Source organism: Streptomyces sp. NPDC048172 (genome assembly GCF_043202595.1).
In the GTDB taxonomy this organism is placed as follows: domain Bacteria; phylum Actinomycetota; class Actinomycetes; order Streptomycetales; family Streptomycetaceae; genus Streptomyces.
The window spans coordinates 254,557-279,933 of the sequence record NZ_JBIDAT010000001.1 but is presented as its reverse complement, the minus strand read 5'-3'; the positions used below and the strand labels follow the sequence as shown (position 1 = coordinate 279,933).

26 protein-coding genes and 1 pseudogene are annotated in these 25,377 nt (G+C 72.0%); 17 read left to right on the top strand and 10 right to left on the bottom strand.

Annotated elements, in window-relative coordinates:
• The first annotated feature begins 398 nt into the window (after nucleotides 1-398).
• Nucleotides 399-713, top strand: coding sequence for a WhiB family transcriptional regulator (locus tag ACGF3A_RS01380; RefSeq protein ID WP_393724565.1), 315 nt, complete (start codon nucleotides 399-401; stop codon nucleotides 711-713).
• Nucleotides 714-1,039: 326 nt separating this feature from the next.
• On the opposite strand, the gene ACGF3A_RS01375 is transcribed toward ACGF3A_RS01380, so the two are convergent.
• Nucleotides 1,040-1,927 carry a LysR family transcriptional regulator gene (locus ACGF3A_RS01375; protein ID WP_393724564.1) on the bottom strand — a complete coding sequence of 296 codons (888 nt, stop codon included), beginning with the start codon at nucleotides 1,925-1,927 and terminating at the stop codon, nucleotides 1,040-1,042.
• 80 nt (nucleotides 1,928-2,007) lie between these two features.
• Here ACGF3A_RS01375 and ACGF3A_RS01370 point away from each other — a divergent pair, with 80 nt between their 5' ends.
• Both ACGF3A_RS01370 and ACGF3A_RS01365 read left to right on the top strand, forming a co-directional pair.
• Nucleotides 2,008-2,685 carry an MOSC domain-containing protein gene (locus ACGF3A_RS01370; RefSeq protein WP_393724562.1) on the top strand — a complete coding sequence of 226 codons (678 nt, stop codon included), beginning with the start codon at nucleotides 2,008-2,010 and terminating at the stop codon, nucleotides 2,683-2,685.
• 132 nt (nucleotides 2,686-2,817) lie between these two features.
• Nucleotides 2,818-4,335 (top strand): multicopper oxidase family protein, encoded by a 1,518-nt coding sequence (locus ACGF3A_RS01365; protein ID WP_393724560.1) that lies wholly within the window; start codon nucleotides 2,818-2,820, stop codon nucleotides 4,333-4,335.
• A 14-nt stretch (nucleotides 4,336-4,349) separates the two neighbouring features.
• Here ACGF3A_RS01365 and ACGF3A_RS01360 read toward each other — a convergent pair whose 3' ends face one another.
• Nucleotides 4,350-5,309, bottom strand: coding sequence for a DUF4073 domain-containing protein (locus tag ACGF3A_RS01360; RefSeq protein WP_393724558.1), 960 nt, complete (start codon nucleotides 5,307-5,309; stop codon nucleotides 4,350-4,352).
• Between the two features lie 76 nt (nucleotides 5,310-5,385).
• Between ACGF3A_RS01360 and ACGF3A_RS01355 the strand changes: the two genes are divergently transcribed.
• Nucleotides 5,386-6,159 (top strand): SDR family NAD(P)-dependent oxidoreductase, encoded by a 774-nt coding sequence (locus tag ACGF3A_RS01355; RefSeq protein WP_393724556.1) that lies wholly within the window; start codon nucleotides 5,386-5,388, stop codon nucleotides 6,157-6,159.
• A gap of 93 nt (nucleotides 6,160-6,252) precedes the next feature.
• Here the strand turns inward: ACGF3A_RS01355 and groL are convergent, their stop codons facing one another.
• The gene (gene groL, locus ACGF3A_RS01350; RefSeq protein ID WP_393724554.1) at nucleotides 6,253-7,878 is read right to left on the bottom strand and encodes a chaperonin GroEL; all 1,626 of its coding nucleotides are present in this window, start codon (nucleotides 7,876-7,878) and stop codon (nucleotides 6,253-6,255) included.
• A 142-nt stretch (nucleotides 7,879-8,020) separates the two neighbouring features.
• Nucleotides 8,021-8,329: a co-chaperone GroES gene (gene groES, locus ACGF3A_RS01345; RefSeq protein ID WP_393724553.1), complete on the bottom strand. Its 309-nt coding sequence runs from the start codon at nucleotides 8,327-8,329 to the stop codon at nucleotides 8,021-8,023.
• Nucleotides 8,330-8,671: 342 nt separating this feature from the next.
• Here groES and ACGF3A_RS01340 point away from each other — a divergent pair, with 342 nt between their 5' ends.
• The 12 genes and pseudogenes from ACGF3A_RS01340 (at nucleotide 8,672) to ACGF3A_RS01285 (ending at nucleotide 17,175) form a co-directional block, all read left to right on the top strand.
• Complete coding sequence (locus ACGF3A_RS01340; RefSeq protein ID WP_393724551.1) at nucleotides 8,672-9,865, top strand: methyltransferase domain-containing protein; 1,194 nt, start codon at nucleotides 8,672-8,674, stop codon at nucleotides 9,863-9,865.
• 101 nt (nucleotides 9,866-9,966) lie between these two features.
• Nucleotides 9,967-10,653 carry a hypothetical protein gene (locus ACGF3A_RS01335; RefSeq protein ID WP_393724550.1) on the top strand — a complete coding sequence of 229 codons (687 nt, stop codon included), beginning with the start codon at nucleotides 9,967-9,969 and terminating at the stop codon, nucleotides 10,651-10,653.
• 2 nt (nucleotides 10,654-10,655) lie between these two features.
• The gene (locus tag ACGF3A_RS01330) at nucleotides 10,656-11,360 is read left to right on the top strand and encodes a hypothetical protein (RefSeq protein WP_393724548.1); all 705 of its coding nucleotides are present in this window, start codon (nucleotides 10,656-10,658) and stop codon (nucleotides 11,358-11,360) included.
• 9 nt (nucleotides 11,361-11,369) lie between these two features.
• Nucleotides 11,370-11,675: an RNase A-like domain-containing protein gene (locus ACGF3A_RS01325; RefSeq protein ID WP_393724547.1), complete on the top strand. Its 306-nt coding sequence runs from the start codon at nucleotides 11,370-11,372 to the stop codon at nucleotides 11,673-11,675.
• A gap of 16 nt (nucleotides 11,676-11,691) precedes the next feature.
• On the top strand, nucleotides 11,692-12,345 hold the full coding sequence (locus ACGF3A_RS01320) for a contact-dependent growth inhibition system immunity protein (RefSeq protein WP_393724545.1): 654 nt from the start codon (nucleotides 11,692-11,694) through the stop codon (nucleotides 12,343-12,345).
• Between the two features lie 93 nt (nucleotides 12,346-12,438).
• A complete protein-coding gene (locus tag ACGF3A_RS01315) occupies nucleotides 12,439-12,822 on the top strand; it encodes a WXG100 family type VII secretion target (protein WP_393724543.1) in 384 nt (127 codons plus the stop codon).
• 9 nt (nucleotides 12,823-12,831) lie between these two features.
• The gene (locus ACGF3A_RS01310) at nucleotides 12,832-13,137 is read left to right on the top strand and encodes a WXG100 family type VII secretion target (RefSeq protein WP_393724541.1); all 306 of its coding nucleotides are present in this window, start codon (nucleotides 12,832-12,834) and stop codon (nucleotides 13,135-13,137) included.
• Nucleotides 13,134-14,846, top strand: coding sequence for an RNase A-like domain-containing protein (locus tag ACGF3A_RS01305; protein ID WP_393724539.1), 1,713 nt, complete (start codon nucleotides 13,134-13,136; stop codon nucleotides 14,844-14,846). Before ACGF3A_RS01310 ends, ACGF3A_RS01305 begins: the two co-directional genes overlap by 4 nt.
• 23 nt (nucleotides 14,847-14,869) lie before the next feature.
• Nucleotides 14,870-15,556 (top strand): hypothetical protein, encoded by a 687-nt coding sequence (locus ACGF3A_RS01300; RefSeq protein ID WP_393724538.1) that lies wholly within the window; start codon nucleotides 14,870-14,872, stop codon nucleotides 15,554-15,556.
• Between the two features lie 43 nt (nucleotides 15,557-15,599).
• A pseudogene (locus tag ACGF3A_RS01295) lies at nucleotides 15,600-15,800 on the top strand (hypothetical protein); the annotation flags it as partial.
• A gap of 170 nt (nucleotides 15,801-15,970) precedes the next feature.
• Nucleotides 15,971-16,465, top strand: a complete 495-nt coding sequence (locus ACGF3A_RS01290) for a hypothetical protein (protein WP_393724536.1) — start codon at nucleotides 15,971-15,973, stop codon at nucleotides 16,463-16,465.
• 23 nt (nucleotides 16,466-16,488) lie between these two features.
• Nucleotides 16,489-17,175, top strand: a complete 687-nt coding sequence (locus ACGF3A_RS01285; protein ID WP_393724534.1) for a hypothetical protein — start codon at nucleotides 16,489-16,491, stop codon at nucleotides 17,173-17,175.
• A gap of 7 nt (nucleotides 17,176-17,182) precedes the next feature.
• Here ACGF3A_RS01285 and ACGF3A_RS01280 read toward each other — a convergent pair whose 3' ends face one another.
• The 4 genes from ACGF3A_RS01280 to ACGF3A_RS01265 all read right to left on the bottom strand — a co-directional run bounded on the left by ACGF3A_RS01280 (nucleotide 17,183) and on the right by ACGF3A_RS01265 (nucleotide 23,019).
• Complete coding sequence (locus tag ACGF3A_RS01280; protein WP_393724532.1) at nucleotides 17,183-18,580, bottom strand: hypothetical protein; 1,398 nt, start codon at nucleotides 18,578-18,580, stop codon at nucleotides 17,183-17,185.
• Nucleotides 18,570-20,645 carry a hypothetical protein gene (locus tag ACGF3A_RS01275; protein WP_393724531.1) on the bottom strand — a complete coding sequence of 692 codons (2,076 nt, stop codon included), beginning with the start codon at nucleotides 20,643-20,645 and terminating at the stop codon, nucleotides 18,570-18,572. Before ACGF3A_RS01275 ends, ACGF3A_RS01280 begins: the two co-directional genes overlap by 11 nt.
• Nucleotides 20,646-20,763: 118 nt before the next feature.
• Nucleotides 20,764-21,963 carry a serine hydrolase domain-containing protein gene (locus ACGF3A_RS01270; RefSeq protein ID WP_393724529.1) on the bottom strand — a complete coding sequence of 400 codons (1,200 nt, stop codon included), beginning with the start codon at nucleotides 21,961-21,963 and terminating at the stop codon, nucleotides 20,764-20,766.
• 120 nt (nucleotides 21,964-22,083) lie between these two features.
• On the bottom strand, nucleotides 22,084-23,019 hold the full coding sequence (locus ACGF3A_RS01265; RefSeq protein ID WP_393724527.1) for an ArsR family transcriptional regulator: 936 nt from the start codon (nucleotides 23,017-23,019) through the stop codon (nucleotides 22,084-22,086).
• 216 nt (nucleotides 23,020-23,235) lie between these two features.
• Here ACGF3A_RS01265 and ACGF3A_RS01260 point away from each other — a divergent pair, with 216 nt between their 5' ends.
• On the top strand, nucleotides 23,236-23,973 hold the full coding sequence (locus tag ACGF3A_RS01260; RefSeq protein WP_393724525.1) for a VOC family protein: 738 nt from the start codon (nucleotides 23,236-23,238) through the stop codon (nucleotides 23,971-23,973).
• Nucleotides 23,974-24,000: 27 nt separating this feature from the next.
• Here ACGF3A_RS01260 and ACGF3A_RS01255 read toward each other — a convergent pair whose 3' ends face one another.
• Together ACGF3A_RS01255 and tsaD are read right to left on the bottom strand one after the other, a co-directional pair.
• Complete coding sequence (locus ACGF3A_RS01255; RefSeq protein ID WP_393724523.1) at nucleotides 24,001-24,252, bottom strand: hypothetical protein; 252 nt, start codon at nucleotides 24,250-24,252, stop codon at nucleotides 24,001-24,003.
• The gene (gene tsaD, locus ACGF3A_RS01250; protein WP_393724521.1) at nucleotides 24,249-25,376 is read right to left on the bottom strand and encodes a tRNA (adenosine(37)-N6)-threonylcarbamoyltransferase complex transferase subunit TsaD; all 1,128 of its coding nucleotides are present in this window, start codon (nucleotides 25,374-25,376) and stop codon (nucleotides 24,249-24,251) included. The genes ACGF3A_RS01255 and tsaD overlap by 4 nt, the downstream gene beginning before the upstream one ends.
• Between the last annotated feature and the right edge of the window lies 1 nt (nucleotide 25,377).

Below are 25,377 nucleotides of genomic sequence, written 5' to 3'. Positions count from 1 at the left end.
ACCGCCCTCCGGTGGGGGAACCGCCCCGGCCACAGGGCCGAGGGGGGCAGATGCGCATCACCTTGAGCCTCCAGGCTGCTTTCTCAATCGTCACCTGTGCGATTGACAGCCTCGGACACCAGTGCCCGGACCGATTTCCCGTCAACCGCTTTCGCCCTCTCAACGACGGTCACCCGAAAGAGTTACGGCTTTCCGCCGTCGCCTTCAGCACTCTACGTGAGGGAGCGTGCACAGATCAGCACCATCGCGCACTCGGATCCGCGCCGCGGCCATCCGCCCCGAAGTGCCCTATTTGGATCCATTCCTTCCGTTTTTCTGGATCACTCGCTAGATTCGCAAAGAGTCATATTTACGCATGAGTGGCTCGTGAGTCTCTGTAGCCTCCGAGGGGATACGCAATGGCAGACTTCTCCCGCCTTCCGGGCCCGAACGCCGACCTCTGGGACTGGCAGCTTCTCGCCGCCTGCCGTGGCGTCGACAGCTCGCTCTTCTTCCACCCCGAGGGGGAGCGCGGAGCGGCCCGCAGCGCGCGCGAGGCGTCCGCGAAGGAGGTGTGCATGCGCTGCCCCGTGCGCGCCGAGTGCGCGGCGCACGCGCTCCAGGTCCGCGAGCCCTACGGCGTGTGGGGCGGCCTGACGGAGGACGAGCGCGAGGAACTGCTCGGGCGCGCCCGTAACCGCCTCGTGGCCACGCCGAGCGGCTCGGACGGCTAGCAGAAACGTTTCTCCACGGCGGGGCGCCGCCGGGGCCCCGGGCGTTTCCGGCGGTTCACGGGTGCCCCCGTCTCTGGGCTGGGCAGGGGCTGCCCCGTCCGGTGCGTCGCAGACCGCGGGTCGGCGCTGGCTGCTCGCGCAGTTCCCCGCGCCCCTGAAGCGGCCCCTCCGGGGCCTGCTTCAGAGCGCCGCGCACGGATGAGCCCCGAAGGGGCGCGGGGAACTGCGCGACAAGCCACGACGACAGCCGCGCCCTGCAACACGCCGCACGGGGCAGCCCCTGCCCAGTAGCCACCGCAGGGGCGAGCACAGCTCGCCGGAAGCGCCTAGCGGCGGCCTGTCGCGACCAGGCGGTCCAGCATCGCCGTGACGGCCGGGACGGGCTCCAGGTCGGGCAGGGTCAGCGCGACGACCTCGCGGCGCACCTCGGGGTCCAGCCGGACCGCACGGGCCCCCTTGTGCCGTACGGACTCCATGGCCAGCTCCGGCAGGACGGCGACGCCCAGGCCCGCGCCGACCAGGCCGGCCACCGCCGGGTAGTCGTCGGTGGCGAAGTCGATGCGCGGGGTGAAGCCCGCGGCCTCGCAGACGTCCACGAGGTGGCGGCGGCAGCGCGGGCAGCCCGCGATCCAGGGCTCCTCGGCGAGCGTGCCGATGCCGACCTCGGCGGAGTCCGCGAAGGGGTGGTCCTCCGGGACCAGGCCCACCAGGCGGTCGGTGAGCAGCGGGCGGACGACGAGGTCGTCCCACTCCGGCGAGGGCTCGTAGCGGAACGCGAGGGCGATCTCGCAGTCCCCGGCGCGCAGCATGTCCACCGAGCGCGGGGGCTCGGCCTCGACCAGGGAGACGCGGGTGCCCGGGTGGTCGGCGCGCATCGCGGCGACGGCCCTCGGCACCAGCGTCGAACTGCCGCTGGGGAACGAGACGAGGCGGACCCGTCCGGCGCGCAGCCCGGCCAGCGCGGCGACCTCGTCCTCGGCCGCCGTCAGGCCCGCCAGGATCCCGGCGGCGTGCCGCACCAGCGCCTCGCCCGCCTCGGTGAGCCGCATCTCACGGCCCGTACAGACGAGGAGCGGGGTGCCCGCCGAGGTCTCCAGGGCCTTCATCTGCTGGCTGACGGCGGGCTGGGTGCAGCCCAGCTCGCGTGCGGCGGCGGAGAAGGAGCCGGTGGCGGCGACCGCGCGCAGCACGCGGAGATGGCGGGCCTCGATCATCCCTGAAGCATAAGCCGAGCTTGGAGAAGGCCGGAAATACTCGTTCGCGACTTTGAGTACCGCCTTCTAGCCTCGGGGGGATGAAGCTGCTCTCGGTGAACCTCGGAAGCCCCCGCCACTCGGACCACACCTCCGCGGAGGGAAATCTGACCGGCATCGACAAACGCCCCGTCGAGGGCCCCGTGGCCGTCGCCGCGCCAGGCCCCCGGGGCACCGGCGGCAGCGGGCTGGCGGGCGACACGATCGTCGAGCTGCGCGCCCACGGCGGGAACGAGCAGGCGGTCTACGCGTACGCGCGCGAGGACCTGGACGTCTGGGAGGCCGAGCTGGACGGCCGCCCGCTGCGCAACGGCGTCTTCGGGGAGAACCTGACGACCTCGGGCGTGGACGTGAACGGCGCGCTGATCGGCGAGCGCTGGCGGGTCGGCCCCGCGGACACGGGCCCGCTGCTGGAGGTCTGCTCGATCCGGATCCCCTGCCGTACGTTCGCGGGCTGGCTGGAGGAGCAGGGCTGGATCAAGCGGTTCACGGCGCGGGCGCTGTCCGGCGCGTATCTGCGGGTGATCGAGCCCGGCGAGGTGCGCGCGGGCGACCGCGTGGAGATCGTCCACCGGCCCGGCCACGAGGTCACGGTGGAGATGGTGTTCCGCGCCGTGACGCTCAGGCCGGAGCTGCTGCCGGAGATCCTCGCCGCGGGCGACGCGCTGGACCCGGAGGCCCGCGAGAAGGCGATGAAGCGCACCGCGCGCACCGCCTGAGCTGCGGTTCGCCCCGCCTGCCCCGGGGCCTTCCCAGGGTTGCCCCCGAAGGGTGGGCCGGGGTTCGTTCGGGGGCGGGCCAGGGGATCTCCCGATATCCGGCCGCGGCCGCGCGCCGCGACGCTGTGCGGCATGAAACGGATACTCCTCGTGCTCGGCGCGCTCGTCGCCGTCGTGGCCCTCCTCCTCGGCGGCGGCTTCCTGTGGCTGTGGAACGACGCCAGGATCAGCACCGTGGGCGAGGAGGACTTCACCGACGAGCTGGCGATCCCGCCGCTCGCGAAGTCGCGCGTCGCCAAGGACGGCACGCGGGTCTTCGACCTGCGGATGCGGAAGGGCACGAAGGAGTTCCGCCCGGGACGTCCGACCCCGACCTGGGGGTTCAACCAGTCGTACCTGGGCCCCACCCTGCGCGTCGAGCGCGGCGAGAAGGTCAGGGTCCGGGTGCGCAACGGGCTGGACGAGGCGTCCAGCGTGCACTGGCACGGCATGCACCTCCCGGCCCGGATGGACGGCGGCCCGCACCAGCCCGTACGCGCCGGGGCCACCTGGACCCCGCACTGGAAGGTCGACCAGCCCGCCTCCACGCTCTGGTACCACCCGCATCCGCACGGCAGGACCGAGAAGCACGTCCAGCGCGGGCTGGCCGGGATGTTCCTGCTCGACGACGAGAAGTCACGGAAGCTCGCGCTGCCGAAGCGGTACGGGGTGGACGACCTGCCACTGATCGTGCAGGACGTGAAGTTCGACGGGAACCGCTTCGACCACGGGCACAAGATGATGCGGAACGTCGGCTTCCTCGGCGACCGCACCATGGTCAACGGCACGCTCTCGCCGTACCGGACGGTGAAGGACGAGCGGGTGCGGCTGCGGCTGCTGAACGCCTCCACCGCGCGCTCGTACCACTTCGGCTTCGACGACGACCGCGACTTCGCCCTCGTCGGCACGGACGGCGGGCTGCTGGAGCGGCCCGACCGGATGAACCGGGTGAAGCTCTCCCCCGGCGAGCGCGCCGAGATCGTGGTGCGGATGCGGCCCGGCGAGCGGACGGTGCTGCGCGGCTACGAGGGCGCCACCGGCGGCGACTCCTTCCAGCGGCGGTTCAGCGGGGACGACGACTCCTTCGACGTCCTCCAGCTGCGGGCGGCGCGCACGCTGCGCTCCTCGCCCGCGGTCCCGGCGGAGCTCGGCGCGCTGGAGGTGCCGAAGGGCGAGAACCCGGCGCGGAAGCGGAGGTTCACGCTGCGGATGGGCCAGATCAACGGCAAGGAGATGGACATGAAGCGCGTCGACGCGACCGTGACGCGCGGCACGGAGGAGGTGTGGAGCGTGAGGAACGAGGACATGCCGCACAACTTCCATGTGCACGACGTGCAGTTCAGGGTCCTGGAGATCGACGGCAGACGGCCGACGGGGACGCTGCGCGGGCCGAAGGACACGGTCTTCATCCCGGTGGGCTCGACGGCGAAGCTCGCGATGCGCTTCGTGGGACCGTCCGACCCGAAGACGCCGTACATGTTCCACTGCCATCTGCTCTACCACGAGGACCTCGGCATGATGGGCCAGTTCACGGTCGTCGAGCCCGGCGGCCGGAAGGCGGCGCGCGTGCCCGGCGCGGGCGGCGGGGGCGGGCACGCGCACCATCACTGAGGGCCGGGACGGTCTCAGAGCTTCAGCGTGCGGATCGTCTCGTTCCTGCGGAAGTCGCGGGACTCGACCGTGAGCTTCCCGTCGTCGCCCAGCAGGACCCGGAGGCCCTGGGAGGCCGCCGGGTCCAGGGCCTTCTCGCCGCCCTTGCCGTCGGGGCCGTACATCGTCTCGATCATGCCGGTGTTGACGACGTGGAAGCCGTCGGGGTCGCCGCCGTCCACGACCTTCTTCGCCGCCCAGTCCTGGCGGTTGAGGTCCCAGTGCGTATGGCCGGAGAAGAAGACCACGTTCGGGTGCGCGCCCAGGATGGTGAGCAGCTCGTCCTCGTCCACGAAGTCCTTGTCGTAGAAGCGCGCCGCGTCGTCGCCCGTCGTGCCGGAGACCGTGCCCGGCAGCACATGGTGGCTGAAGAGCAGGACGTACGGCGCGTCCGCGTGCTTCTTCAGGGCGCCGTCGAGCCATTCGAGCTGGGTCTTGCCGAGGGTGACGAAGGGCGGGTTCGTGCCGTTCACGGCGGGTGCCGTCGTGCCGATGAAGAGCAGCGGGAGGTCCCCGGCGGCCGTCTCGCTGTAGACGTCGGGCATGCCCGTGTACTCCAGGAAGCGCTTCACCTGGGTGTCGAACGGGTCGGAGTTGTACTGCTCGTGGTTGCCGAGCGCCGCCAGCACGCGCTCCGGGTGCGGGTGGCCGTCGAGCTTGCCGTACAGCTCCTCGTACTGCTCGACCGTGCCCTGCGCCACCAGGTCGCCCGCGATGACCAGCGCGTCGGCGCCGCCGAGCGCCTTGAGGTCGTCGAGCGCGTCGCCGAGGTCGTCCAGGCCGCCCTGGATGTCGCTGATCACGTCGAGGGCCACGGCGGCAGCGCCGGACGGCCGGGCGCCGTACGCCTGCTGGGCCGCGAGGCCGCCGAGCGGGATGGTCAGCAGGCCGAGACCGCCCGCTGTCAGGATCTTTCTCCGTGTGGGGGGAGTCATGGGCGGAAGGTAACCACTGGGCGGTTGCGCGTCTTTGGACTCCTGGTGTCCGGCGCTTGGACGTTAGCGTTCCGCCATGACGACAGCACTGATTACGGGCGCGACGGCCGGTCTCGGCGCGGCCTTCGCCCGGCGGCTCGCCCGCGACGGACACAATCTGGTCCTCGTCGCGCGCAACGGCGAGCGGCTGCGGGAGTACGCGACCGAACTGCACGACCGGCACGGCGTCGAGGCGTCCGTGCTGCCCGCCGACCTCTCGACGGAGGAGGGCCTCACCGCCGTGGAGGAGCGGCTCGACGACCGCGAGCACCCGGTCGACCTCCTGGTCAACAACGCCGGTTTCGGCAACAAGGGCCGCTTCCTCGACGTCCCGATGGCGGACGAGCTGACCATGCTCAAGGTGCACTGCGAGGCCGTGCTGCGGCTGACGGCCGCGGCCGTTCCGGTGATGCGGGAGCGGGGCCGAGGGGGCGTCGTCAACGTTGCGTCGGTCGCCGCCTTCGTGCCGCGCGGGACGTACGGCGCGTCCAAGGCGTGGGTCGTCCAGTTCACCCAGGGCGTCGCGAAGGACCTCGCCGGTTCGGGCGTACGGCTGATGGTGCTCTGCCCCGGGTTCGTACGGACGGAGTTCCACGAGCGGGCCGGGATGGACACCGGCGACATCCCCGGGTGGATGTGGCTCGACGCGGACCGCGTGGTGGACGCGGGGCTCAAGGACCTCGCGCGGGGCAGGCCGCTGTCGGTGCCTGACCCGCGCTACAAGGTGCTGCTGGGCGCGTCGCGGCTGGTGCCGCGGGCGGTCCTGTCGAAGGCGTCGTCCACGACGGGACGGAAGTACGGGCCCAAGTGACGTCCGTCCCCCGATGACGGCTGAAGGGGCGCGGGGAGATCCCCGCGCCCCTTCAGGCACTACTCGGCGCGCCTCTCGGCGCGTCGGTACGCGTCAGTGCGAGTGACCGTGGCCGTGGCCCGCGGCGGCCTCTTCCTCCTCGGCCGGCTTCTCGACGACCAGGGTCTCGGTCGTGAGGAGCAGCGAGGCGATCGAGGCGGCGTTCTCCAGCGCGGAGCGGGTGACCTTGACCGGGTCGATGACGCCCTGCTTGACCAGGTCGCCGTACTCGCCGGTGGCGGCGTTGAAGCCCTGGCCCTTGTCCTGCTCGGCGACCTTGGAGGTGATGACGTAACCCTCCAGGCCCGCGTTCTCGGCGATCCAGCGCAGCGGCTCGACGGCGGCGCGGCGGACGACGGCGACACCGGTGGCCTCGTCGCCCTCCTTGTCCAGGTTGCCGTCCAGCACCTTGACCGCGTGGACGAGCGCGGAGCCACCGCCGGAGACGATGCCCTCCTCGACGGCCGCGCGGGTCGCGGAGATCGCGTCCTCCAGGCGGTGCTTCTTCTCCTTCAGCTCGACCTCGGTGGCCGCGCCGACACGGATGACGCAGACGCCGCCCGCGAGCTTCGCGAGGCGCTCCTGGAGCTTCTCGCGGTCCCAGTCGGAGTCCGTGGCCTCGATCTCGCCCTTGATCTGGGCGACGCGGCCCTGGACGTCCTCGGACTTGCCCGCGCCGTCGACGATCGTGGTGTCGTCCTTGGTGACGGTGATGCGGCGGGCCGAGCCCAGCACGTCGAGACCGGCCTGGTCGAGCTTGAGGCCGACCTCCTCGGCGATCACGGTGGCGCCGGTGAGGGTCGCCATGTCCTGCAGCATCGCCTTGCGGCGGTCGCCGAAGCCGGGCGCCTTGACCGCGGTGGCGTTGAAGGTGCCGCGGATCTTGTTCACGACGAGCGTGGACAGGGCCTCGCCCTCGACGTCCTCGGCGATGATCAGCAGCGGCTTGGAGCCACCGGCCTGCATGATCTTCTCCAGCAGCGGCAGCAGGTCCTGGATGGAGCTGATCTTGCCCTGGTGGATCAGGATGTACGGGTCGTCGAGGACGGCCTCCATACGCTCCTGGTCGGTGACGAAGTAGGGCGAGAGGTAGCCCTTGTCGAAGGCCATGCCCTCGGTGAAGTCCAGCTCCAGACCGAAGGTCTGGGACTCCTCGACGGTGATCACACCGTCCTTGCCGACCTTGTCCATCGCCTCGGCGATCAGCTCGCCGACCTGCTTGTCCTGCGCGGACAGGGCGGCGACGGAGGCGATGTCCTCCTTGGAGTCGATCGGCCGCGCCGTGGCGATCAGCTCGTCGGAGACGGCCGCGACGGCGGCGTCGATGCCCTTCTTCAGGGCGGCCGGGGAGGCACCCGCGGCAACGTTGCGCAGGCCCTCGCGGACCAGGGCCTGGGCCAGCACCGTCGCGGTGGTGGTGCCGTCACCCGCGATGTCGTTGGTCTTGGTCGCGACCTCCTTGAGGAGCTGCGCGCCCAGGTTCTCGTACGCGTCCTCGACCTCGACCTCACGGGCGATGGTCACGCCGTCGTTGGTAATGGTCGGGGCGCCGAACTTCTTGTCGATGACGACGTTCCGGCCGCGCGGACCGATGGTCACCTTCACGGTGTCGGCGAGGCTGTTGACACCGCGCTCAAGGGCGCGACGGGCGTCCTCGTCGAACTTCAGGATCTTCGCCATGGGAGCTGTTGAGTCCTCTCACACGTCTCGTTCGCGTCTCGCACGAGCCGCGCCCTGGCCCCGGCTACCTCGCGGGAGGGAGCGGGCACCAGGGCGCGGTTCGATGCAGGTCCTTACAGCGTGCTCGCTGCGGTCTGCTGAATTACTTCTCGACGATCGCGAGAACGTCGCGAGCCGAGAGGACGAGGTAGTCCTCGCCGTTGTACTTCACCTCGGTGCCGCCGTACTTGCTGTACAGCACGATGTCGCCGACCTTGACGTCGAGCGGCAGGCGGTTGCCGTCCTCGAAACGGCCCGGGCCCACGGCGAGAACGGTGCCCTCCTGGGGCTTCTCCTTCGCGGTGTCCGGAATGACCAGGCCCGAGGCCGTGGTCTCTTCGGCGTCGAGCGGCTGGACCACGATGCGGTCCTCAAGCGGCTTGATGGCAACCTTGGAACTGGCGGTCGTCACGATCCGACCTCCCCCTTCGGAGATCTCATCACGGGGTCATATGTCTGGGGTGGCGACCTGGTAGATCCGTCGTCGCGGGTGCCGGATCTGCCCGTCGCGTACTTCTGGCACTCCCTTGGGGAGAGTGCCAGGGTTGAGATTATGCCTGGGTTAGCACTCGGTCAAGCGGAGTGCCAGACGCTCGCCGCTTCGGCGATACGCCGACGTCTATGGCACGCCCCCTTTCCGCCCTCTGATGAGGGGGTGCCCCTTGCCGCGCTGTGCAGGCTGCGGGCGCGTTGTGGCCGGGTGCGCAGTTCCCCGCGCCCCTGACGGGGCTCGCCTCCCGTGTTTACTGGGGGCGTGGAGTTGGAGATCTTCGAGCGGCTGCTCGGCGGTGAGGGGCAGGAGCTCCTGGAGGAGCTGCGCGCTTACGACCCCGGGGACGAGCTGGCCGTGGCCACGCGGCTGCGGCAGACGCACGACGCGGCACTCGTCTCGGCGGCGCTCGGACAGGCACGGCTGCGGCAGCGGGCCGCGGGGAAGTTCGGGGCCGACGCCGCGCGGATGTACTTCACGGCGCACGGGGCCGAGCAGTCGACCCGTACGGCCGTCGCCGCGCACCGTGCCGCGCGTATCGCCGCCTCCGGGGTACGGACGGCCGCCGATCTGTGCTGCGGCAACGGCGGCGACGCGCTCGCGCTGGCGCGCGCGGGGGTGCGGGTGCTGGCCGTCGACAAGGACCCGCTGACCTGCGCCGTCGCACGCGCGAACGCCGAGGCGCTGGGCCTCGGCGAGCTGGTCGAGGTGCGGTGCGCGGACGTCACGGAGGTGGACACGGCCGGGTACGACGCGCTGTTCGTGGACCCCGCGAGGCGGGGCGGGAGGGGACGGATCTTCGACCCCGAGGCGTATTCGCCGCCGCTCAGCCGGGCCGTGGAGCTGGCCCGTACGGCGCCGCTCGCCGCGCTGAAGATCGCGCCGGGCATCCCGCACGAGGCGGTGCCGGACGACGCGGGCGCCGAGTGGGTCTCCGACGGGGGCGACGTGAAGGAGGCCGTGCTCTGGTTCGGCGACGGCGCCCCGGCCCCCGGATCCGTACGGGCCACGCTGCTGCCCGGCGGGCACACACTGACGGGACGGGAGCTGCCCCCGCCGGAGACCGGCCCCGTGGGCCGCTTCCTGTACGAGCCGGACGGCGCCGTGATCCGCGCGCACCTGGTCGCCGAGGTCGCCGAGGCGGTCGGCGGGCGGCTGATCGACGAGACGATCGCGTACGTCACCGCCGACGAGCCGCCGCAGGGGACGCCGTACGCCACGGCGTACGAGATCACCGACGTGCTGCCCTTCAACCTCAAGAAGCTGCGGGCGCTGCTGCGCGAGCGCGGGGTCGGCGTCGTCACCGTCAAGAAGCGCGGCTCGGCCGTCGAACCGGAGGAACTCCGCAAGAAACTGAAGCTCGACCCGAAGCGGGACAGGGGCTCGTGCACGGTCTTCCTCACGCGCGTCGCGGGGGCCCCGAGCATGCTGCTGGGCGGACCGGTGCCGCGGCCCTGACCTCTGCCCGGGCGCAGGCTGAGGCGGTTCGCTGTCGTCCTTGGCCGTCCATATCCGTGAGGTCGTGACGTCCCGGCTGCGGAGGAGGGATCCTTCCGCAGGTGTCCACCTACACCACCGCCGTCTTCGGCGAAGCCCCCGTCATCCGGGTGCTGCGCCTCGCGGCCGACGCCCAGTGGTCCGCGGGACGGCTGGACGTCGACGACGAACTCGCCCGCCTGGACCGCACCGTCCGCTTCTCCCCGGAAGCGTCCTGGGCGATGCCCATGTCCACGCTGGCCGCGCTCCTGGAGCTCATCGCCGACATCCTCGAGGCCGACCCCGCGCACGACACCCCGCCCGCCTTCCGTGCCGCCCTCGAACGCGCCACCGAAGGTGCCGAAGGCACCGAAGGCACCGACCCGCCCGGCTACCTGCGCACCCTCGCGGCTCGTATCCGGCGCCGCGCGGACGCGCGCCACGTGGGCGTCCGCGAACTCCCCCTCGTCCGCTGGGAGGTCGAAGCGCTCTTCCCGCGCCTGGAGGCAGTGGCGTGGCAGTGCCGGATGGTCCGCGAACATCCCACGTTCACGGAGTGCGCCCAGGCCGCCATCGAGAGCGAGCACCCCGCCTACTGCCCGGAGTTCCTCTCCACGATCGCCGCGGAGGCCCAGCGTCTGCTGCTCCTCTTCCCTGCGCCCGAGCCGCTCCCCGAGAACACCCCCACGCTCCACTGGGCGGACCGGGAAGTCGCCCGCGAACTGCTCACGCTCGCCACCGACCACATGACCCGACATCACCAGGACTAGCCGTGCACCTCCCCACCGCCGCCGTCTTCGGCGAAGCGCCCGTGATCCACCTCCTCGGCATCGCGGCCGAGGCGCAGGGCCCCGCACGGAGTCCGACCCTCGACGACGAACTCGCCCGCCTGGACCGCACCATCGGCATCTCCAGCACGGCGTCCTGGGCGTTGCCCATGTCCACGCTGGCCGCGCTCCTGGAGCTCATCGCCGACATCCTCGAAGCCGACCCCGCGCACGACACCCCGCCCGCCTTCCGTGCCGCCCTCGAACGCGCCGCCGAAGGCACCGACCCGCCCGGCTACCTGCGCACCCTCGCGGGACTCGTCCGGCTCGACGCGGACCGGCAGTACGTGGACCACCGCGAACTCCGCTGCGCCCCCTGGGAGACCGACGCCCTGTTCCCGCGTCTCCAGCGCTTCGGGAACCAGTGGCTCGACGCGCGCGGAAGCGGCGACGGCGCTGGCGCTGGCCACTTCGCCTACGGCGTACGACAGGGCATCGAACACATCCACGCGGACCTGCACGGCTGCCCCGAACAGCTCGCCGCCCTCGGCGCCGAGGCCCAGCGCATGCTGCTCCTCTTCCCCACCCCCCGGCGCCTCCGCGACAACGTCCGCTCCCGCCTCCACTGGGCCACTCAGGACACCGTCCGCACAGTTCTCACCCAGCTCACCGACCACATGGACCGCCACCATGCACAGCACCCGGACTAGGCTCTCCCCGTGACCTCCCGTACCCGAGCAGCCACGTATCCCGACCATGAGACCGCGCAGTGGTGCACGCAGGAAGTCGTCACCCGTAACGAGCAGTTGATCCACCGCTGGCTCGCACAGGGCACACGGCAGCGGCTCACGATCGAGAGCGAATGGCGGTCGCGTGAGGAGCCGGTCGGCCGGGTGCTGTTGCAGGCGATGATGCTCGCCGGGCGCGAGGCCGTGCCCGTACGGGCGGCACGCGTCGTGCTCAAGCGGGACCCGGAGAGCCCGCACGGCTTCGCCGTGCACGCCACCTTCCCGATCTACCTGTAGCAAAGGACCCTCGGCCATGCCCATGGCACCACTCGTCCACGACCGCAAGTACGGCGAACTGGACCAAGTGATCCGGGCCTACCTCGGCCAGGACGCCGACGACACCGAGGACCACCGCAGCGCGGCGCTCACCGCCTTCCTGCGGCACACCTGGCGCACCCGCCCCTGGACGCTGGGCACCGCCGAGGAACAGCTCCGGGAGTACGCGCGGCATCCCCCGGGCCGGCTGCGCCTGGAACTCGGCGAGTTCTACCCCGTACCCGACGTCGGCCTCCCCGACCACCGTGTCCAGGACTGGCTGCGGCAGCTCGCCGCCCACATCCGGGCCAGCGTGGAGGAGGGTGACGTCCCCCCGCCGCAGCCGATGCCGCAGACGCGCTGGGAGTGGCACGCCCGCTTCCCGGAGCTCGGCCAGCTGCTCGGCGGCTGGTTCTCGCAGGACATGCCGGACGAGTTCGACGACCACGACACCGCACTGGCCGACTATCTCGCCACGACCGACACCACCCTCGTCGCCCACCTCCACGGCGAACTGCGCGAGCTGCTCGCCCTCGACCTGGAGGAGAGCGACTACGCGCTCGCCCTGGCCGAACTCGGCGCCGAGGTGGACCCGCCCCGCCCCTACGCGCCCGGCGCCTGGCTCGCCCTCCTCGCGGACCGCACCGCGTAGGACATGTTCACATCACCTTTCTCCTGAGCCCCGTCGGCTCTAGGCTCGAAGCGCACCACGTGATGCGCCCGAACCGGGGGGAAGGGGCCGCTCATGGAGCGGATCAATGTCAAAGGCGTAGATCTCGATCAACTCGTCGCCGATCTCGACGACATGGAGCGCTATCTCAAGCGCAAGATCGGCAAGATGGACGGGCTCGTCGAAAAGATCGGCACCCGCTGGCGCGGTGACACCGCCCGCGCCTACCGCGACCTCCAGAAAGGCGTCACCGAGGACGCCCGCGCCGTACGCCGCGCACTCATCCTCATCGAAGAAGCCGTGAAACTGGGCCGCGACGGCTTCTCCGACCAGGACATCGACGTCCTGGAGCAGATGACACAGCTCCAGCGATCGGCCGAGGGCCGCGAAGAACTCCTCGGCATGGCCGACGCCAACCCCGTCGCCGGATTACCGAAGAGCAAACTGGACGAGCTGTGAGGTGCCGCCATGTCCGCTGAAGACGAGGAATTAGCCGTCGACTTCGCCACTCTCAAACGGCTGACGGACGACATGGAGGACATACTCTCCGACCTCACCGAGAAACTGGAGACGCTCTACGGACGCTCCAAGAAGGTCGTCCTGAGCTGGGAAGGCGAGACCCGCGAGACCTTCGTGGACGTCCTCGACAAGTGGGACGTCCACATGCAGGACCTCGAAGGCGCCCAGCGCTGGCTCCACGAGGTCGTCACCACCGGCCACATCAACTACGCGGCAGCCCACCGCGCGGTGCTGCGCGGCTGGGGCGCGCGGTGACACGTCTGGACCAGCTCTCGGACGACGCTCCACGGTCCACGGCCCCTCCGAATGCCGGTAACCCGGCGGGACCGGCTGACGGGAACGGTGGCTTCGACGTACAGCCTGTTCATGTCGGCAAGGTCGCCATCGAGACAGCCGAGCAGGCCAAGGAGTTCATCAAGTCCGGGTTCGAGCTGCTGGACGGCTTGGACGCCACGGACCAGGCCGCCGGGAACGGGGACGGCGCCGACGCCTTCGCGGACCGTTACATGGAGATCTCCACGCTGTACCTCCTCGTCTGGGCGGAATCCGCGTGGGCCATCAGCGGGGCCGCGGAAGGCTTCACCACGACGGCCACCACGTACATGGCCGCCAACCACGCGTCCAACCCGTTCGCGAAGGGCAAGGGGTCGCTCGCGAAGGCGGCCCAGCCTCCGGACAAGCCCCGCTACGGCAAGCCTCCGTCCTTGAAATGGACCGGGCGTGGCGACGATTCCGAGTACTCCGTCGTGGCCATCCTCGGCGACATACCCGACGCCGTCGCGACAGTCGTCCAGCCTGCCGTCGAGCACGTCCTGAACCTGGGCGAGCTGCATCGCGTCACCCCCGGCGCCAACGAGCAGGAACTGCACGACGTCGCCATGGCGTGGCGCAGCGCGACGAAGGCCCTCATCGAGCACGCGTATCAGCTCCAGGTCATCGTGTCCCAGATCACCGACCCCAGGAACGGCGAGTGGCAGGCGGCCATGACCGCCTTCTGCCAGACGCTGTGGGGAACCGCCGCCTGGGGCAAGCGGCACCACAGCGCGAACTGGAAGACCGACGCCAGGGTTCCGGCGATACGCCATCCCGTCGTGACCGTTCTGGAGCGCGTGGCTCACGTCATCGCGGAGGCGTGCATCGCGGTGGCCGACGCGCACAGTTCCATGGCGGAGAAGAACCGGACCCTCCTGCGCAGCGCGGCCAAGGAGACGGTGGACGATCTCAAGTCCCCCGATCTCGGCGACCTCTTCGGAGCACTGACCAAGACCCCGGTCGGCGAGGTCATCAGTACGTTCCGCTCCAAGATGGACTCCGCGGCGATGAACCGCGCGGTCGACACCTACGACGATGTCTGCCGCAGGGAAGCGGAACGCCTCAGGCGGAACATCCCGAAGCTGGAGGAGGCGCAGCGCGCGGCTCCCACGTTCCGTTCCCAGTCGGCGAGAGCCCAGGCATTCTCCGCGCGCTCGCTCAACGAGTTCAAGCGGGAGCACAAGTACCAGGTTTCCGGGGAGAACCCGAAGGACCACTACTACCCCATCGACCTGACCACCGAAGAAGGTCTCCACGGAGCGCATTCCGTCGACAAGCACGTCGGCAAGAGAGACTCCCAGCTCGCGTCCCGGCTGCGTGACCAGGAGAACATCGATGCGGCCTCCTCGTACAAGAACCTCAAGGACGCCCAGAAGTACACGCAGCAGGTTCTTGACGACGACGGGAACATGGAGAAGATCGAGAGGTTCATCAACAAGCAACCGCCCCCGGAGGACGGGGCCTACTTCCCCGAGGCGCTGCGCAAGACGTTCACCGACCCGGTCGGCACCAGTGTCTCCCGAAGCGACTACGACAGCGACGGAGTCAAGGCACAGGGCACCTCGGTCCATACGGCCAAGGTGATGCTCCAGTACCGGAAGGGCCTGGATCCCCCCTTCGTCGTCGTGACCTCGATGCCGACCGTGAGATGACCCCCTCTCAGAAAGCAGCGACCGTGTCGTCCATCCACACCGGCGCCGTCTTCAACAGCGGACCGCTGCTGAGACTGCTCGAACTCACCATCCGCAGCCAGGAGTCGCGGGGCATGGTCTCCCTCGACGACGAGATCGCGCGCTTCGACCGTACGAATCACTACTCGGCGGTGGCCACGTGGAACATGCCGACATCCTCCTCCGCGGCCCTGCTGGAACTCGTCGCGGATCTGCTGGAGGAGCAGCCCGGCTATCCGGTGCCGTCCGGCTTCCGGGAGCGTCTCGACCGCGCGGCGGACGGCATGGCCGGTCCTGACTATCTGCGCATCCTGGCCGGTCTGCTCCGCTTCCGCGCCCGGGAGGGGCCGATGAGCTTCCGGCTTCTCCCGCCCGCCGCGTGGGAGGTGGAGTGCCTCTTCCCCCTGCTGCGCGGCTTCGGGGACGTATGGCTGAGCACCGGCGACCACCCCGACCACGCGAGCGCCGTCGACAGCCGTGTCCGTAACGAGCACCCCACATCCTGCTACGAGGATCTCGCGGCGCTGGCCGCCGAGGCGCAGACCGCCCTCTTCCTCTTCCCGGAACCGGAACGGATGGCCGCCGCGCTGAAACCGATCCTCTTCTGGGTCTCGCCCGACCGCCTCCGCCAGCTCCTGGACGCGGCCACCGCGCACATCGCGGAGCACCACAAGGGCAGCCGCCGGGCATGAGCACCCGCACGGAAGACCTCACCGCCAGGACCAGGTTCTCCCCGTGACCTCCCGTACCCGAGCAGCCACGTATCCCGACCGTGAGACGGCGCAGCGGCTCACGATCGAGAGCGAATGGCGGTCGCGTGAGGAACCCGTCGGCCGGGTGCTGTTGCAGGCGATGATGCTCGCCGGGCGCGAAGCCGTGCCCGTGCGGGCGGCACGCGTCGTGCTCAAGCGGGCCCCGGAGAGCCCGCACGGCTTCGCCGAGGAACAGCTCCGGGAGTACGCGCGGCATCCGCCGGGGCGGCTTCGCCTGGAGCTCGGCGCCGAAGTGGACCCACCCCACCCCTACGCGCCCGGCACCTGGCTCGCCCTCCTCGCGGACCGCACCACGACCCCGCCGGTCCGGTACGAGCGGCCCACGGAGAGACAGTGACCGCCACCCCGGCTCCGGACCGCGAGGCGTGGGAGACCGCGGCGCTGCTCCTGTACGAGGACGAGTACGTGTATGTGGCCGTGGGCCCGCGTGCGCATTCCGACTGGGGGCACGACCTTGTCGCCGTGCTCACCCGCCAGACCGGCGACCCGCGCGGGTGGCGCACGCTCGACTGGGACGCCGACGACGACTCGCCGTTCCAGCCCGTCACCCCCTCCGACGCCTGTTCACGCCTGACCGAGATCTCTCGCAGGAGGGCCGAGGGACTCCTCGTCGCTCTCACCGACCCGTGGCTGAACGGCAAACCCACCCCGGAACGCGAGGCCGCGGCCAGGACGCTGGCCGCGCGCTTCGGTCCCGATGCCGCCTTCCACACCAACTCCACGGGACACCGCAGTTGGTCTCCGTTCACCGCCTGCACCCTGGACGTCGGCGTCGTCGCCGTCTCGGCGGAGGAGATCGGGGCATTCTGGCGACTCAACCCCGAGTGATCGGTCCACACCCCGAGGCAGGCATGACGGACGACGACGGTGACGGTTACGCCGCGCACCTCCGGCTCTCAGGGGCCCGCGCGCTTCTCCGCGCCTTCGCGCACACCGGAATTCCCGCCGACCCCGGGGAACGGGCGGAGCGGCTGCAGCCGTATCTCCGGGCGCTGTGGGAGCGGGGCACCCGTGGGGGCCGGGATCTGTACGAGGTCGCTGCGGAGTTGCGGGCCGCCTCGCGCGCGCCGCACGTGCTGGGCCTTCCGGAGCAGCCCGCGCTTCGGGAGCTGACGGACCTCGCGGAGTACGTCGAGCGGTGGCCGGAGGGCGTCGCGGGCAAGCTCGCGGGCGCGGAGCCCACCGCGGACGAGCTGGCGTCACGCTTCCCGCTGCTCTCCGGGATGCTGGTTGACTATTTCGGCCCGGACGGCATCGCCGTCGAGGACGAGCTCGCCGCGGACGACGGGCTGCGGGTGTTCGTCGCCGACCATCACCCGTACTGCCCCTGGTGGCTTCCCGGCCTTGTCGCCGAGTGTCATGAGGCGCTGGCCCTCTTCCACGACGAGGACGCGCTGCGCCGCTTCTTCCAGGACGTGCTCTCCTGCGGTTCCGGCGGTCTCCCCTGGGAGGAGTGGCTTCCGCTGATCTCCTCGACGTTCACGGACCACATGCGGGAGCGGCATCCTTCGCCGCGTTTCGACCGTGCGCGAACGTGAAGGGGTGCTACTCCTCGCCCGCTTCCGTCGCGGCGCGGGTGAATTCGCCGCGGGCGACTCGCGTGGAGAGGGGTTCGTCGCCGAGGGAGCCGTAGCCCGTGGCGGACCAGAGGCTGCGGTCGGGGGGTACCTCGAAGTACGGGACGGAGCGGCCCTCGTGGGTGTCCGTCAGGGCCTCGGGGGCGCGGCGGGCCTGGAGGGTGCGGGCGCACGCCTCGCAGGTGGCGACGCGCAGCGACTCGCGGTGGCCGAGGGGGCGCCAGCGGGTCCAGCTCTTGGCGGGGCCGTGCAGGGGGTCGAAGAAGCAGACGGGGAGGCGGGCGGCGTCGCGCTTCCGCTTGCCCTTACGGCCGCCGCCCTGGCCCTGGGCCTCGTCGAGTTCGCGGAGCGCCTCGCGGCCCTCGTGGACGAGCGCGAGCACGCCCGCGAGGTCCGGGATGCCGCGTGCGTCGTCGAGGACGGTACCGGCCGCCGCGTAGGCGTCCAGGGCGAGCTGGAGGAGGGCGGGGTCGGACTGTTCGTGCTGCTCGTGGGCGCCGACCTGCTCGCCCAGCGCGACGACCTCGTTCTGGGCGCGGCGCCGCAGGTCGCTCTCGCTGGTCCGGCGCGCGGTCGCGAACACGGTGCGGGGCGCGGCGAACGGCCTGCGGACGGCGCCCCGGCCGCGCCCGCGGAGGAACAGGAAGAGCCCCAGGCCCGCGCCCAGCAGGAGCAGCGGGCCGCCGATGAGTACGAGGAGGAAGAGCGGGGACGTGTCGCCGGAATCGCCCTCGCCGGCGGCGCCGGTGGTGGTGGTGTTCCTGTCCCCGGCGTCGTCCTTGAGGTCGGCGGTCGCGCGCTCGTACTGCTTCAGGCCGTCGCCGGACTCGATGATCTCGATCGCGCGCGAGATCCGGTCGTCGAGGCCCTTCTCGCGGAGCTTCTCGATGTGGCCGACCGTGGACGCCGCCCACATCGCCTCGTGCTTGTCGCGCGGGAACTCGTGGCCGTCGAGGTACTGGCCCTGGCTGCCCGTGTCGCTGAGCGTGACGTAGACGGCCTCCTTCTGCCTGCTCTCGCCGAGCCGGTCGCGGACGACGTCGACGAGCTTGGCCGACTCGCCGTTCCAGTCGTCGCCCTTGACGAGCGGGACGATGACGACGCGGATCGGGATGCCGGTCTTCTCGATCTGCCGTACGAGGGCGCGCTGCTGGGACGGGGGCAGCGCCTGCTCGTACGCGCGGTCGACGTAGACCGGCGAGCGGCGGAGCCCGTCGGCGATCCGCTGCCCCGGCGCGGGCTCGGCGGGCGCCGAATGCGCCGCGTGCGCCGCCCCGGCGGGGAGGAGGCAGAGCAGCGTGGCGGAGAGGACGGCCACCAGGGCCTTGCGGAGGGCGCCGCGTGCGGCGTGCGGCTCAGTGGACACCCAACTGCTCCCGTACTCGGCTGATGAGCTGGTCGATCGTGATGCCCCTCCGCGCGCCGAGCGGGCCCGGCAGCTGGTCGTAGGGCTCCCCGGAGGGGGCGAGGCGCAGCACCGTGGCGCGCGCGCCACCGTCGCGCGCCGTCGTGTTCCGCGCGCCCTGGAGGGTGGCGCGGCACTCCTCGCACACGGGGTACGAGGAGGCGCGGGCGCCCTCGACGGGCCAGGTGAAGGTGCGTGTCCCGGTGGTCGGGCCGTGCAGCGGGTTGAGGGCGCACAGGTGGCGGCGGGCGCGGTGCGCCTCGCCGGGGTCGCGCAGGAGCGCGCTCCCCGCGCGCAGCAGCACGATGCCGGTGGCGAGGGTGGCCGCGTCGGCGTCCATGTCGACGACGCTGTCGCCCTCCTGGTCGAGCAGGAGCGTCGCCGTGTCCAGGCAGTCCCACACCCGGGTGCGGCTCGCCTCCGGCAGCGCGTCGCCGCGCTCGCCGAACGCGGTGCCCAGCTCGTCCAGTTCGCGGCGCGCCGTCCGGCGCAGCCAGCCGAGGGAAGGGCGCGCGGGCGCGTCAGGCGCGGCGGCTCCGCCCTGGCCGCCCCGGCCGCCCCCGCCCGTCGCGCCGGGGCGCGCGCCGCCGCCGCGCGCGGCACGGCGCGCGATGCCGAGGCCCGCCGCCGTGAGCCCGAAGACGCCCGCCGCGCCCGCGGCGCCCAGGACCGCGCCGCCCGCCATGTCGCCGGAGAAGAGCGGTTCCAGCTCGTCCTCCTCGACGGGGTCGTCGGCGGGCGACGGCGGCAGGTACGGCTCGCCGGGCGGCCCGGCGGGCGTACGCGCGACCGCGTCCAGCACCGTGTCGAGCCGGTCGCCGAGGGGCTCGGGGTCCTCGCCGCCGGGGCCGTAGCGGAGGTCCTCCGTCTGCTTGTAGAGGCGGTCGTCGTCCAGCTTCGCGCCGTAGTTGACGACGTGGACGCCGTCGCTCTCGCCGGGCGAGGCGACGACGTAGACGGCGTCCTCGCCCAGTTCCTTGTGCAGGCGCTGCGCGAACAGGTCCTCGTCGCCGCCCGATTCGTCCTCGGTGTCCATGGGGACGACGGCGATCCGGACCGGCACGTCCAGCTTCGCCACGCGCCGGGCGAACGCCTCGCGCTCCCCCCGGGAGAGCGCCTCCTCCCCCTCGGGGTCGACGTAGACGGGCGTGCGCTTCAGCTCGTGCGCCACCCGCTCGCCCCGGGCCGCCATGTCGCGCGCCGTGGGCAGCGGGTCGCTGTCGGAGCGGGTGTCGTCGAACGTCCAGGCCGCGCCGACCGCCAGCAGGACCGCCGTCCCGGCCGCGACGGGCACGAGGACGAGCGCCCCGAGGCCGCGGCCGCCGCGCCAGCGGCGCACGTACAGGCCGGTGCCGAGGAGCAGCAGCGGCACCCCGGCGATCAGCACGCCGGAGAGGAGGCTCTGGTTCTCGCGGTCGGTGCGCGTGGTGTGCAGCGGGTCCGGCTCGTTGCCCGCGGTGCTGCTTCGGTCGAGCGCGGCCTCGGCCCGCCCGGCCGCGTCGCCGGAGCGCAGGACCTCCACGAAGTGGGAGAACGTCTCCAGCGGGCCCGCGTCGTAGGGCAGTTCGAACTGGGTCGCCCGGCCCGCGTCCTCGGCGGGCACCTCCACGCCGTACGCCGCGGTCGCCATCGAGGTGCCGGAGCCGTCGAGCAGCACGTACAGGCCGCGCTTGCCGAGCCGGTCGTGGACGGACGCGAGCAGCCCCTCGTCCCGCGCGCGCAGGGAACTGCCGGGCAGCACGAGGACGTACGTGGGAACGCCGGTGCGCCGGGCCTGCTTCGCGTACGCGGGCGCGGCGGAGCGCGGGACGGTGCGCGGGAGCGCGTCGGAGACGTACACGGGCTTCTCGCGCAGGCGCGCGGCGAGATGGGCCGCCTGGCTGGTGGACGCGGACTCGGGCCCGGACTCGGACCCCGCCTTCGCGTGGGCGCCCCCCGTACCCGTGCCCGCGAGGGCGAAGAGCGCGGCGAGCGTCATCGCCGCCGCCCTCGTGGCCCCGCGCCGCCGTCCCCGCACCTGCCTCATGTCCCGGCCCCCTGTCGGCCCCCGTCGGCCCGCCTGATCGTTCCGTGGCGCACCATCCTGCCGGTTCACTCAGGGTGAGGGGATGGGGGCTGGGTTCCCGGTCCGGTACGCCCGGCCCTCAGCTTTTCGCGCAGTACGCGGCATCCGCCACGGTGTGCGCGCTGCCGCCGCCCGCCACGTTGTACTGGAACGCCATGGTCCGCGCGGGCCCCTCGGCCTTCCCTCCGAGCTCCTTCCCTCCGAACTCCTTCCTGCCGAGCGTCGTGCCCACGAACGACGACGAGCCGTGCACGCTGCCCCCGTGCCCCCAGGCCGTGACGCCGCACGAGAACTTGTAGACGAAGACGCCCAGCCCGTACGCGACCCGCGGCGTCTTCGTGTCCCCCGTCGGCACGGTGTCCAGCATCTTCGCCAGCTGCCGCCCGGACAGCAGCCTGCCGCCGAGCAGCGCGCGGTAGAAGCGGGCGAGGTCCTTCGTCGTGGAGATCATGGCGCCCGAGCCCTTCGCCCACGTCGGGCTCATCTCCGTGACGTCCAGCAGCTCGCCGTCCGGCGTGAAGCGGACGTAGCCCCTGCTGTGCGGCGCGGGGAGACCCGGGTCCGTGTGCGGCACGCTGGTGGCCCGCAGGCTGAGCGGCTCGATGACGCGGCGCTCGATCTCCCGCTCGTACGGGCGTCCCGCGGCCTTGTCGACGATCATCGCGAGCAGCGTGTAGTTGGTGTTCGAGTACTTCCAGGAGGTCCCGGGCTCGAATTCGGGCCTGTGCTTCATCGCGACGGCGACGACGTCCTCGGGCTTCCAGCGGTCGTAGCGGTGCTCCAGGAAGGCGTCGGTGCCGTAGACCGCGTCGAAGCCGGGGTCGTACACGAAGTCGTAGATGCCGCTGGTGTGCTGGAGGAGCTGGCGCAGGGTGACGCGGCGGCCGTCGTTGCCGTTGCCGGTGACGAGGCCGGGCAGCCACTTCTCGACGGTGTCTCCGAGGCTCAGCCTGCCCTCGTCCTCCAGTTGCAGGACGACGGTGGCGAGGAACGTCTTGGAGACGCTCCCGATCCGGAACCGGTCGTCCGCGCGGCGCGGCGTGCCCTTGGCCAGGTCCCCGGTCCCCGCCGTGCCCCGCCAGGTGCCGCGCGCGTCCTCGATGCGGCCGATCGCGCCGGGGACGCCGCCGCCGACGGCGGTGTCCATCGCGTCCCGCGCGGCCGCCGCGCCCTGGGGCTCCCCCGCGGCCCCCGGTGCGGCGGCATCCGACGCCACGGCGCCCGCGTGGCCGGTGAGGGCCGTGGCGAACACCCCTGCGACCACTGCCCCGACCAGCACGCCCCGTGCTCCGCGGCCTCCGCGCGCCCGCACCCGCTGTCCCATGTGGTCCGCCCTCCCCTTGTCGTGGCTGGAGTGAAGCAGAGCGTCCGCAGGCGGGCCAGATGATGAGAGCAGCCTCTAATCCCCCTCTGCGAGCAGGCGTTCGGCCTCCTCGGTGCGCCGGTAGTGGACGGCCGCGCCCTCGCGCGTACGGCTGAGCAGCCCGGCCGCGTGCAGCCGCCTGAGGTGGTACGAGACCGTGGCGGGCGTGAGGTGGTGCGCGGCGGCGAGTTGGGTGGTGGTGCGGGGGCGCGCGAGGGCGAGCAGCAGCGCGTACCGGGTGTGCCCGAGCACGGCCCCGAGCGCGCCCGCTCCCCCGGGGGCACGCGGGGGACGGTCCGCACGTGCCGGGTACATCAGCGCGGCGCCCCGCACCCCGCACACGTCGACGCTCAGCGCGCAGCCGGACAGCATCGCCGAGGGGATCAGCACCAGCGCGTCTACGGTCCCGACGTCCCCGTCGTAACGGTGCGGGACGCGCAGCGAATCCCCGTCCCCGGAGAGCCGTACGCCCGGGTGCAGCGAGGCGAGCCCCGCGCCGAGGCCCTGCCGGGCCAGCACCCTCCCCCGGTGCTCGATGTCCGCCTCGGCGGCGCCGCTGAGCCGCGCCCAGTACGGGGCCAGCCGCCCGCGCCAGAACCGCTCCAGCTCGTCGGCGGCGGCCTGTGCGAACGCCCGTTCCCCGCGCTCCAGCGCGTCCCGTACGGCCGAGAGCTGCGGCATCCCCGTACGTCCGCGCTCCGCCGCGCCCTCCAGTACGGCCGCGAGCTCGGCGGCCACCCGTTCCGTGCCCGTGGTCGCCACGGCGTGCAGCTCGTCCCGTACGTCGGGCTGCGGCGCCGGGGGTTCGGGCGTCAGGAAGTCGGGCACGTACGCGCCGCACACGTGCAGCAGCGCGGGCAGCAGCGAGAAGTCGCCCCGCCCCGGCCACGGCTCCCGGTCCGCCTCGCTCCGCGTCCGGCGCACCCATGCCGTCGGCGGGTACGTCCACGCCCCGGACCACGTCTGCCGCACCAGAAAATGTGCCTCCATCAGCGGCGACACGGCGAACCGCGTCCCCGCCAGTGCCCCCGCCCCCAGCCCCACCCGAAACACGGCGCCTCCCTCGTGAGGGATCACCGTCCGGCCGTCCCGCCCGGCAGGTCAAGAAGGCGGCAGGTCAAGAAGGCGGCAGGTCACGGCGTACGAACACCCGTGCCACCGACTCCGCATGGGCCTAAGATCGGCCGCATGCCGACGAGACTTGTGCAGATCGCGATGAAGGCCCACGACGACGAAGCACTCGGCCGGTTCTGGGCGGAGACTCTCGGCTGGAGCATCGAGAGCGAGGAGCCCGGCGTGACCAACCTGGTCCCCGAGGGCCTCCCCTATCCCCACCCCAGCACGCTCTTCATCGACATCATGCGCGTCCCGGACCCCAAGACGGTGAAGAACCGCGTCCACGTCGATCTCGCCACCACCTCGGCGGCGCACCAGGCGGAGCTGATCGCGCGCCTGGAGGCGCTCGGCGCCACGCGCGCGGACGTGGGCCAGCGCGACGTGCGGTTCACGGTCATGGCGGACCCGGAGGGCAACGAGTTCTGCGTGCTGGAGCCCCGGGAGATCTACCGGAACACCGGCCCGATGGCCGCCGTGGTGGTCGACTGCGCGGACCCGCACGCCATGGCCCGGTTCTGGGGCGAGGCGATGGACTGGGTCCTGCACGAGGAGACCGACGAGCACGTGGCGCTGCGCTCCGCCGAGGGCGTCGGCCCGTACCTCGAATTCCTCCGCAACCCCGACGAGAAGACCGGGTGGAACCGCGTCCACCTCGACCTGCGGCCCTACCCCGGGGACGACCACAAGGCGGAGGCGGACCGGCTGCGCGCCCTCGGCGCCACCGACCTCGACATCGGCCAGGGCGACGTCCCGTGGACGGTCCTCGCGGACCCGGAGGGCAACGAGTTCTGCCTCCTCACCCCGCTCTGAGCCCCGCTCTGCACCCCGCTCCGGCGGTCACACCTGTTCGAAGCGCCAGCGGTGCACCGGGCGGGCCGCCAGGTCCCCCGGCGGATCGGGGAGTTCGGGCACGTCCGCGTCGTACGTGCCCTCCCACCAGGTGATGACGAGCACCCGCTCGCCGGGCGCGGTGAAGTGCTCGCGGCGGCCGGGCGCCGGGGAGAGGTCCTGCGCGCGGGCCCACTCCAGCAGGGCCGCGCCCCGCTCCGGCGCCGCCTTGGCCTCCCACATCAGGGCGAGTGTGCTCATGAGGAGTAGAGGTTCTTCCTGCTCAGCTCGTGCACGTGGTCGTGGGTGTGGGAGTGCCCCTCGTGACCGTCCGCCGCGGGTACGTGCGGCTCCGTCACCGGCAGTGACGAGTCCGCCGGGAGGTCCCACGACGAGGCGGCGCGGCCCCGGGCGACCATCTCCGCGCCGAGCGCCGCCACCATCGCGCCGTTGTCCGTGCACAGCTTGGGGCGGGGGACGCGGAGCGTGATGCCCGCCGCGGCGCAGCGCTCCTCGGCCATGGCGCGCAGCCGGGAGTTGGCGGCGACGCCGCCGCCGATCATGAGGTGGTCGACGCCCTCGTCGGTGCAGGCGCGGATCGCCTTCCGCGTCAGGACATCGGTGACCGCCTCCTGGAAGGACGCGGAGACATCGGCGACGGGCACGTCCTCGCCCGCGTTCCGCTTCGCCTCGATCCAGCGGGCGACGGACGTCTTGAGGCCGGAGAAGGAGAAGTCGTACGGGGCGTCGCGCGGGCCCGTCAGGCCGCGGGGGAAGGCGATGGCCCCGGGGTCGCCCTGCTTCGCGTACTTGTCGATCACCGGGCCGCCCGGGAAGCCCAGGTTGAGGACGCGGGCGACCTTGTCGAACGCCTCGCCCGCCGCGTCGTCGATCGTCGAGCCGAGCGGCCGTACGTCCGAGGTGATGTCGGGCGCCAGGAGCAGCGAGGAGTGGCCGCCGCTCACCAGCAGCGCCATCGTCGGCTCGGGCAGCGGGCCGTGTTCGAGCTGGTCGACGCAGATGTGCGAGGCGAGGTGGTTGACGCCGTAGAGGGGCTTGCCGAGCGCGTACGCGTACGCCTTGGCCGCCGAGACGCCCACGAGCAGCGCGCCCGCGAGCCCGGGACCCGCCGTGACCGCGATGCCGTCGAGGTCGCTGGCGGCGACCCCGGCCTCCTTCAGCGCGCGCTCGATGGTCGGCACCATCGCCTCCAGGTGCGCGCGGCTGGCGATCTCGGGGACGACTCCGCCGAACCGGGCGTGGGTGTCCACGCTGGAGGCGATCGCGTCGGCGAGCAGGGTGGTGCCGCGCACGATGCCGACGCCGGTCTCGTCGCAGGAGGTCTCGATGCCGAGGACGAGCGGTTCGTCCCGCGAGTCAGTCATG

What these genes read in the sequence shown, in the direction of transcription:
- groL (WP_393724554.1), bottom strand. Translation starts at nt 7,878, where the DNA reads ATGGCGAAGATCCTGAAGTTCGACGAGGACGCCCGTCGCGCCCTTGAG.
- tsaD (WP_393724521.1), bottom strand. Translation starts at nt 25,376, where the DNA reads ATGACTGACTCGCGGGACGAACCGCTCGTCCTCGGCATCGAGACCTCC.
- ACGF3A_RS01260 (WP_393724525.1), top strand. Translation starts at nt 23,236, where the DNA reads ATGCCGACGAGACTTGTGCAGATCGCGATGAAGGCCCACGACGACGAA.
- ACGF3A_RS01310 (WP_393724541.1), top strand. Translation starts at nt 12,832, where the DNA reads ATGTCCGCTGAAGACGAGGAATTAGCCGTCGACTTCGCCACTCTCAAA.
- ACGF3A_RS01255 (WP_393724523.1), bottom strand. Translation starts at nt 24,252, where the DNA reads ATGAGCACACTCGCCCTGATGTGGGAGGCCAAGGCGGCGCCGGAGCGG.
- ACGF3A_RS01355 (WP_393724556.1), top strand. Translation starts at nt 5,386, where the DNA reads ATGACGACAGCACTGATTACGGGCGCGACGGCCGGTCTCGGCGCGGCC.
- ACGF3A_RS01375 (WP_393724564.1), bottom strand. Translation starts at nt 1,927, where the DNA reads ATGATCGAGGCCCGCCATCTCCGCGTGCTGCGCGCGGTCGCCGCCACC.
- ACGF3A_RS01365 (WP_393724560.1), top strand. Translation starts at nt 2,818, where the DNA reads ATGAAACGGATACTCCTCGTGCTCGGCGCGCTCGTCGCCGTCGTGGCC.
- ACGF3A_RS01285 (WP_393724534.1), top strand. Translation starts at nt 16,489, where the DNA reads ATGACGGACGACGACGGTGACGGTTACGCCGCGCACCTCCGGCTCTCA.
- ACGF3A_RS01320 (WP_393724545.1), top strand. Translation starts at nt 11,692, where the DNA reads ATGCCCATGGCACCACTCGTCCACGACCGCAAGTACGGCGAACTGGAC.
- ACGF3A_RS01315 (WP_393724543.1), top strand. Translation starts at nt 12,439, where the DNA reads ATGGAGCGGATCAATGTCAAAGGCGTAGATCTCGATCAACTCGTCGCC.
- ACGF3A_RS01275 (WP_393724531.1), bottom strand. Translation starts at nt 20,645, where the DNA reads ATGAGGCAGGTGCGGGGACGGCGGCGCGGGGCCACGAGGGCGGCGGCG.
- ACGF3A_RS01360 (WP_393724558.1), bottom strand. Translation starts at nt 5,309, where the DNA reads ATGACTCCCCCCACACGGAGAAAGATCCTGACAGCGGGCGGTCTCGGC.
- ACGF3A_RS01380 (WP_393724565.1), top strand. Translation starts at nt 399, where the DNA reads ATGGCAGACTTCTCCCGCCTTCCGGGCCCGAACGCCGACCTCTGGGAC.
- ACGF3A_RS01370 (WP_393724562.1), top strand. Translation starts at nt 2,008, where the DNA reads ATGAAGCTGCTCTCGGTGAACCTCGGAAGCCCCCGCCACTCGGACCAC.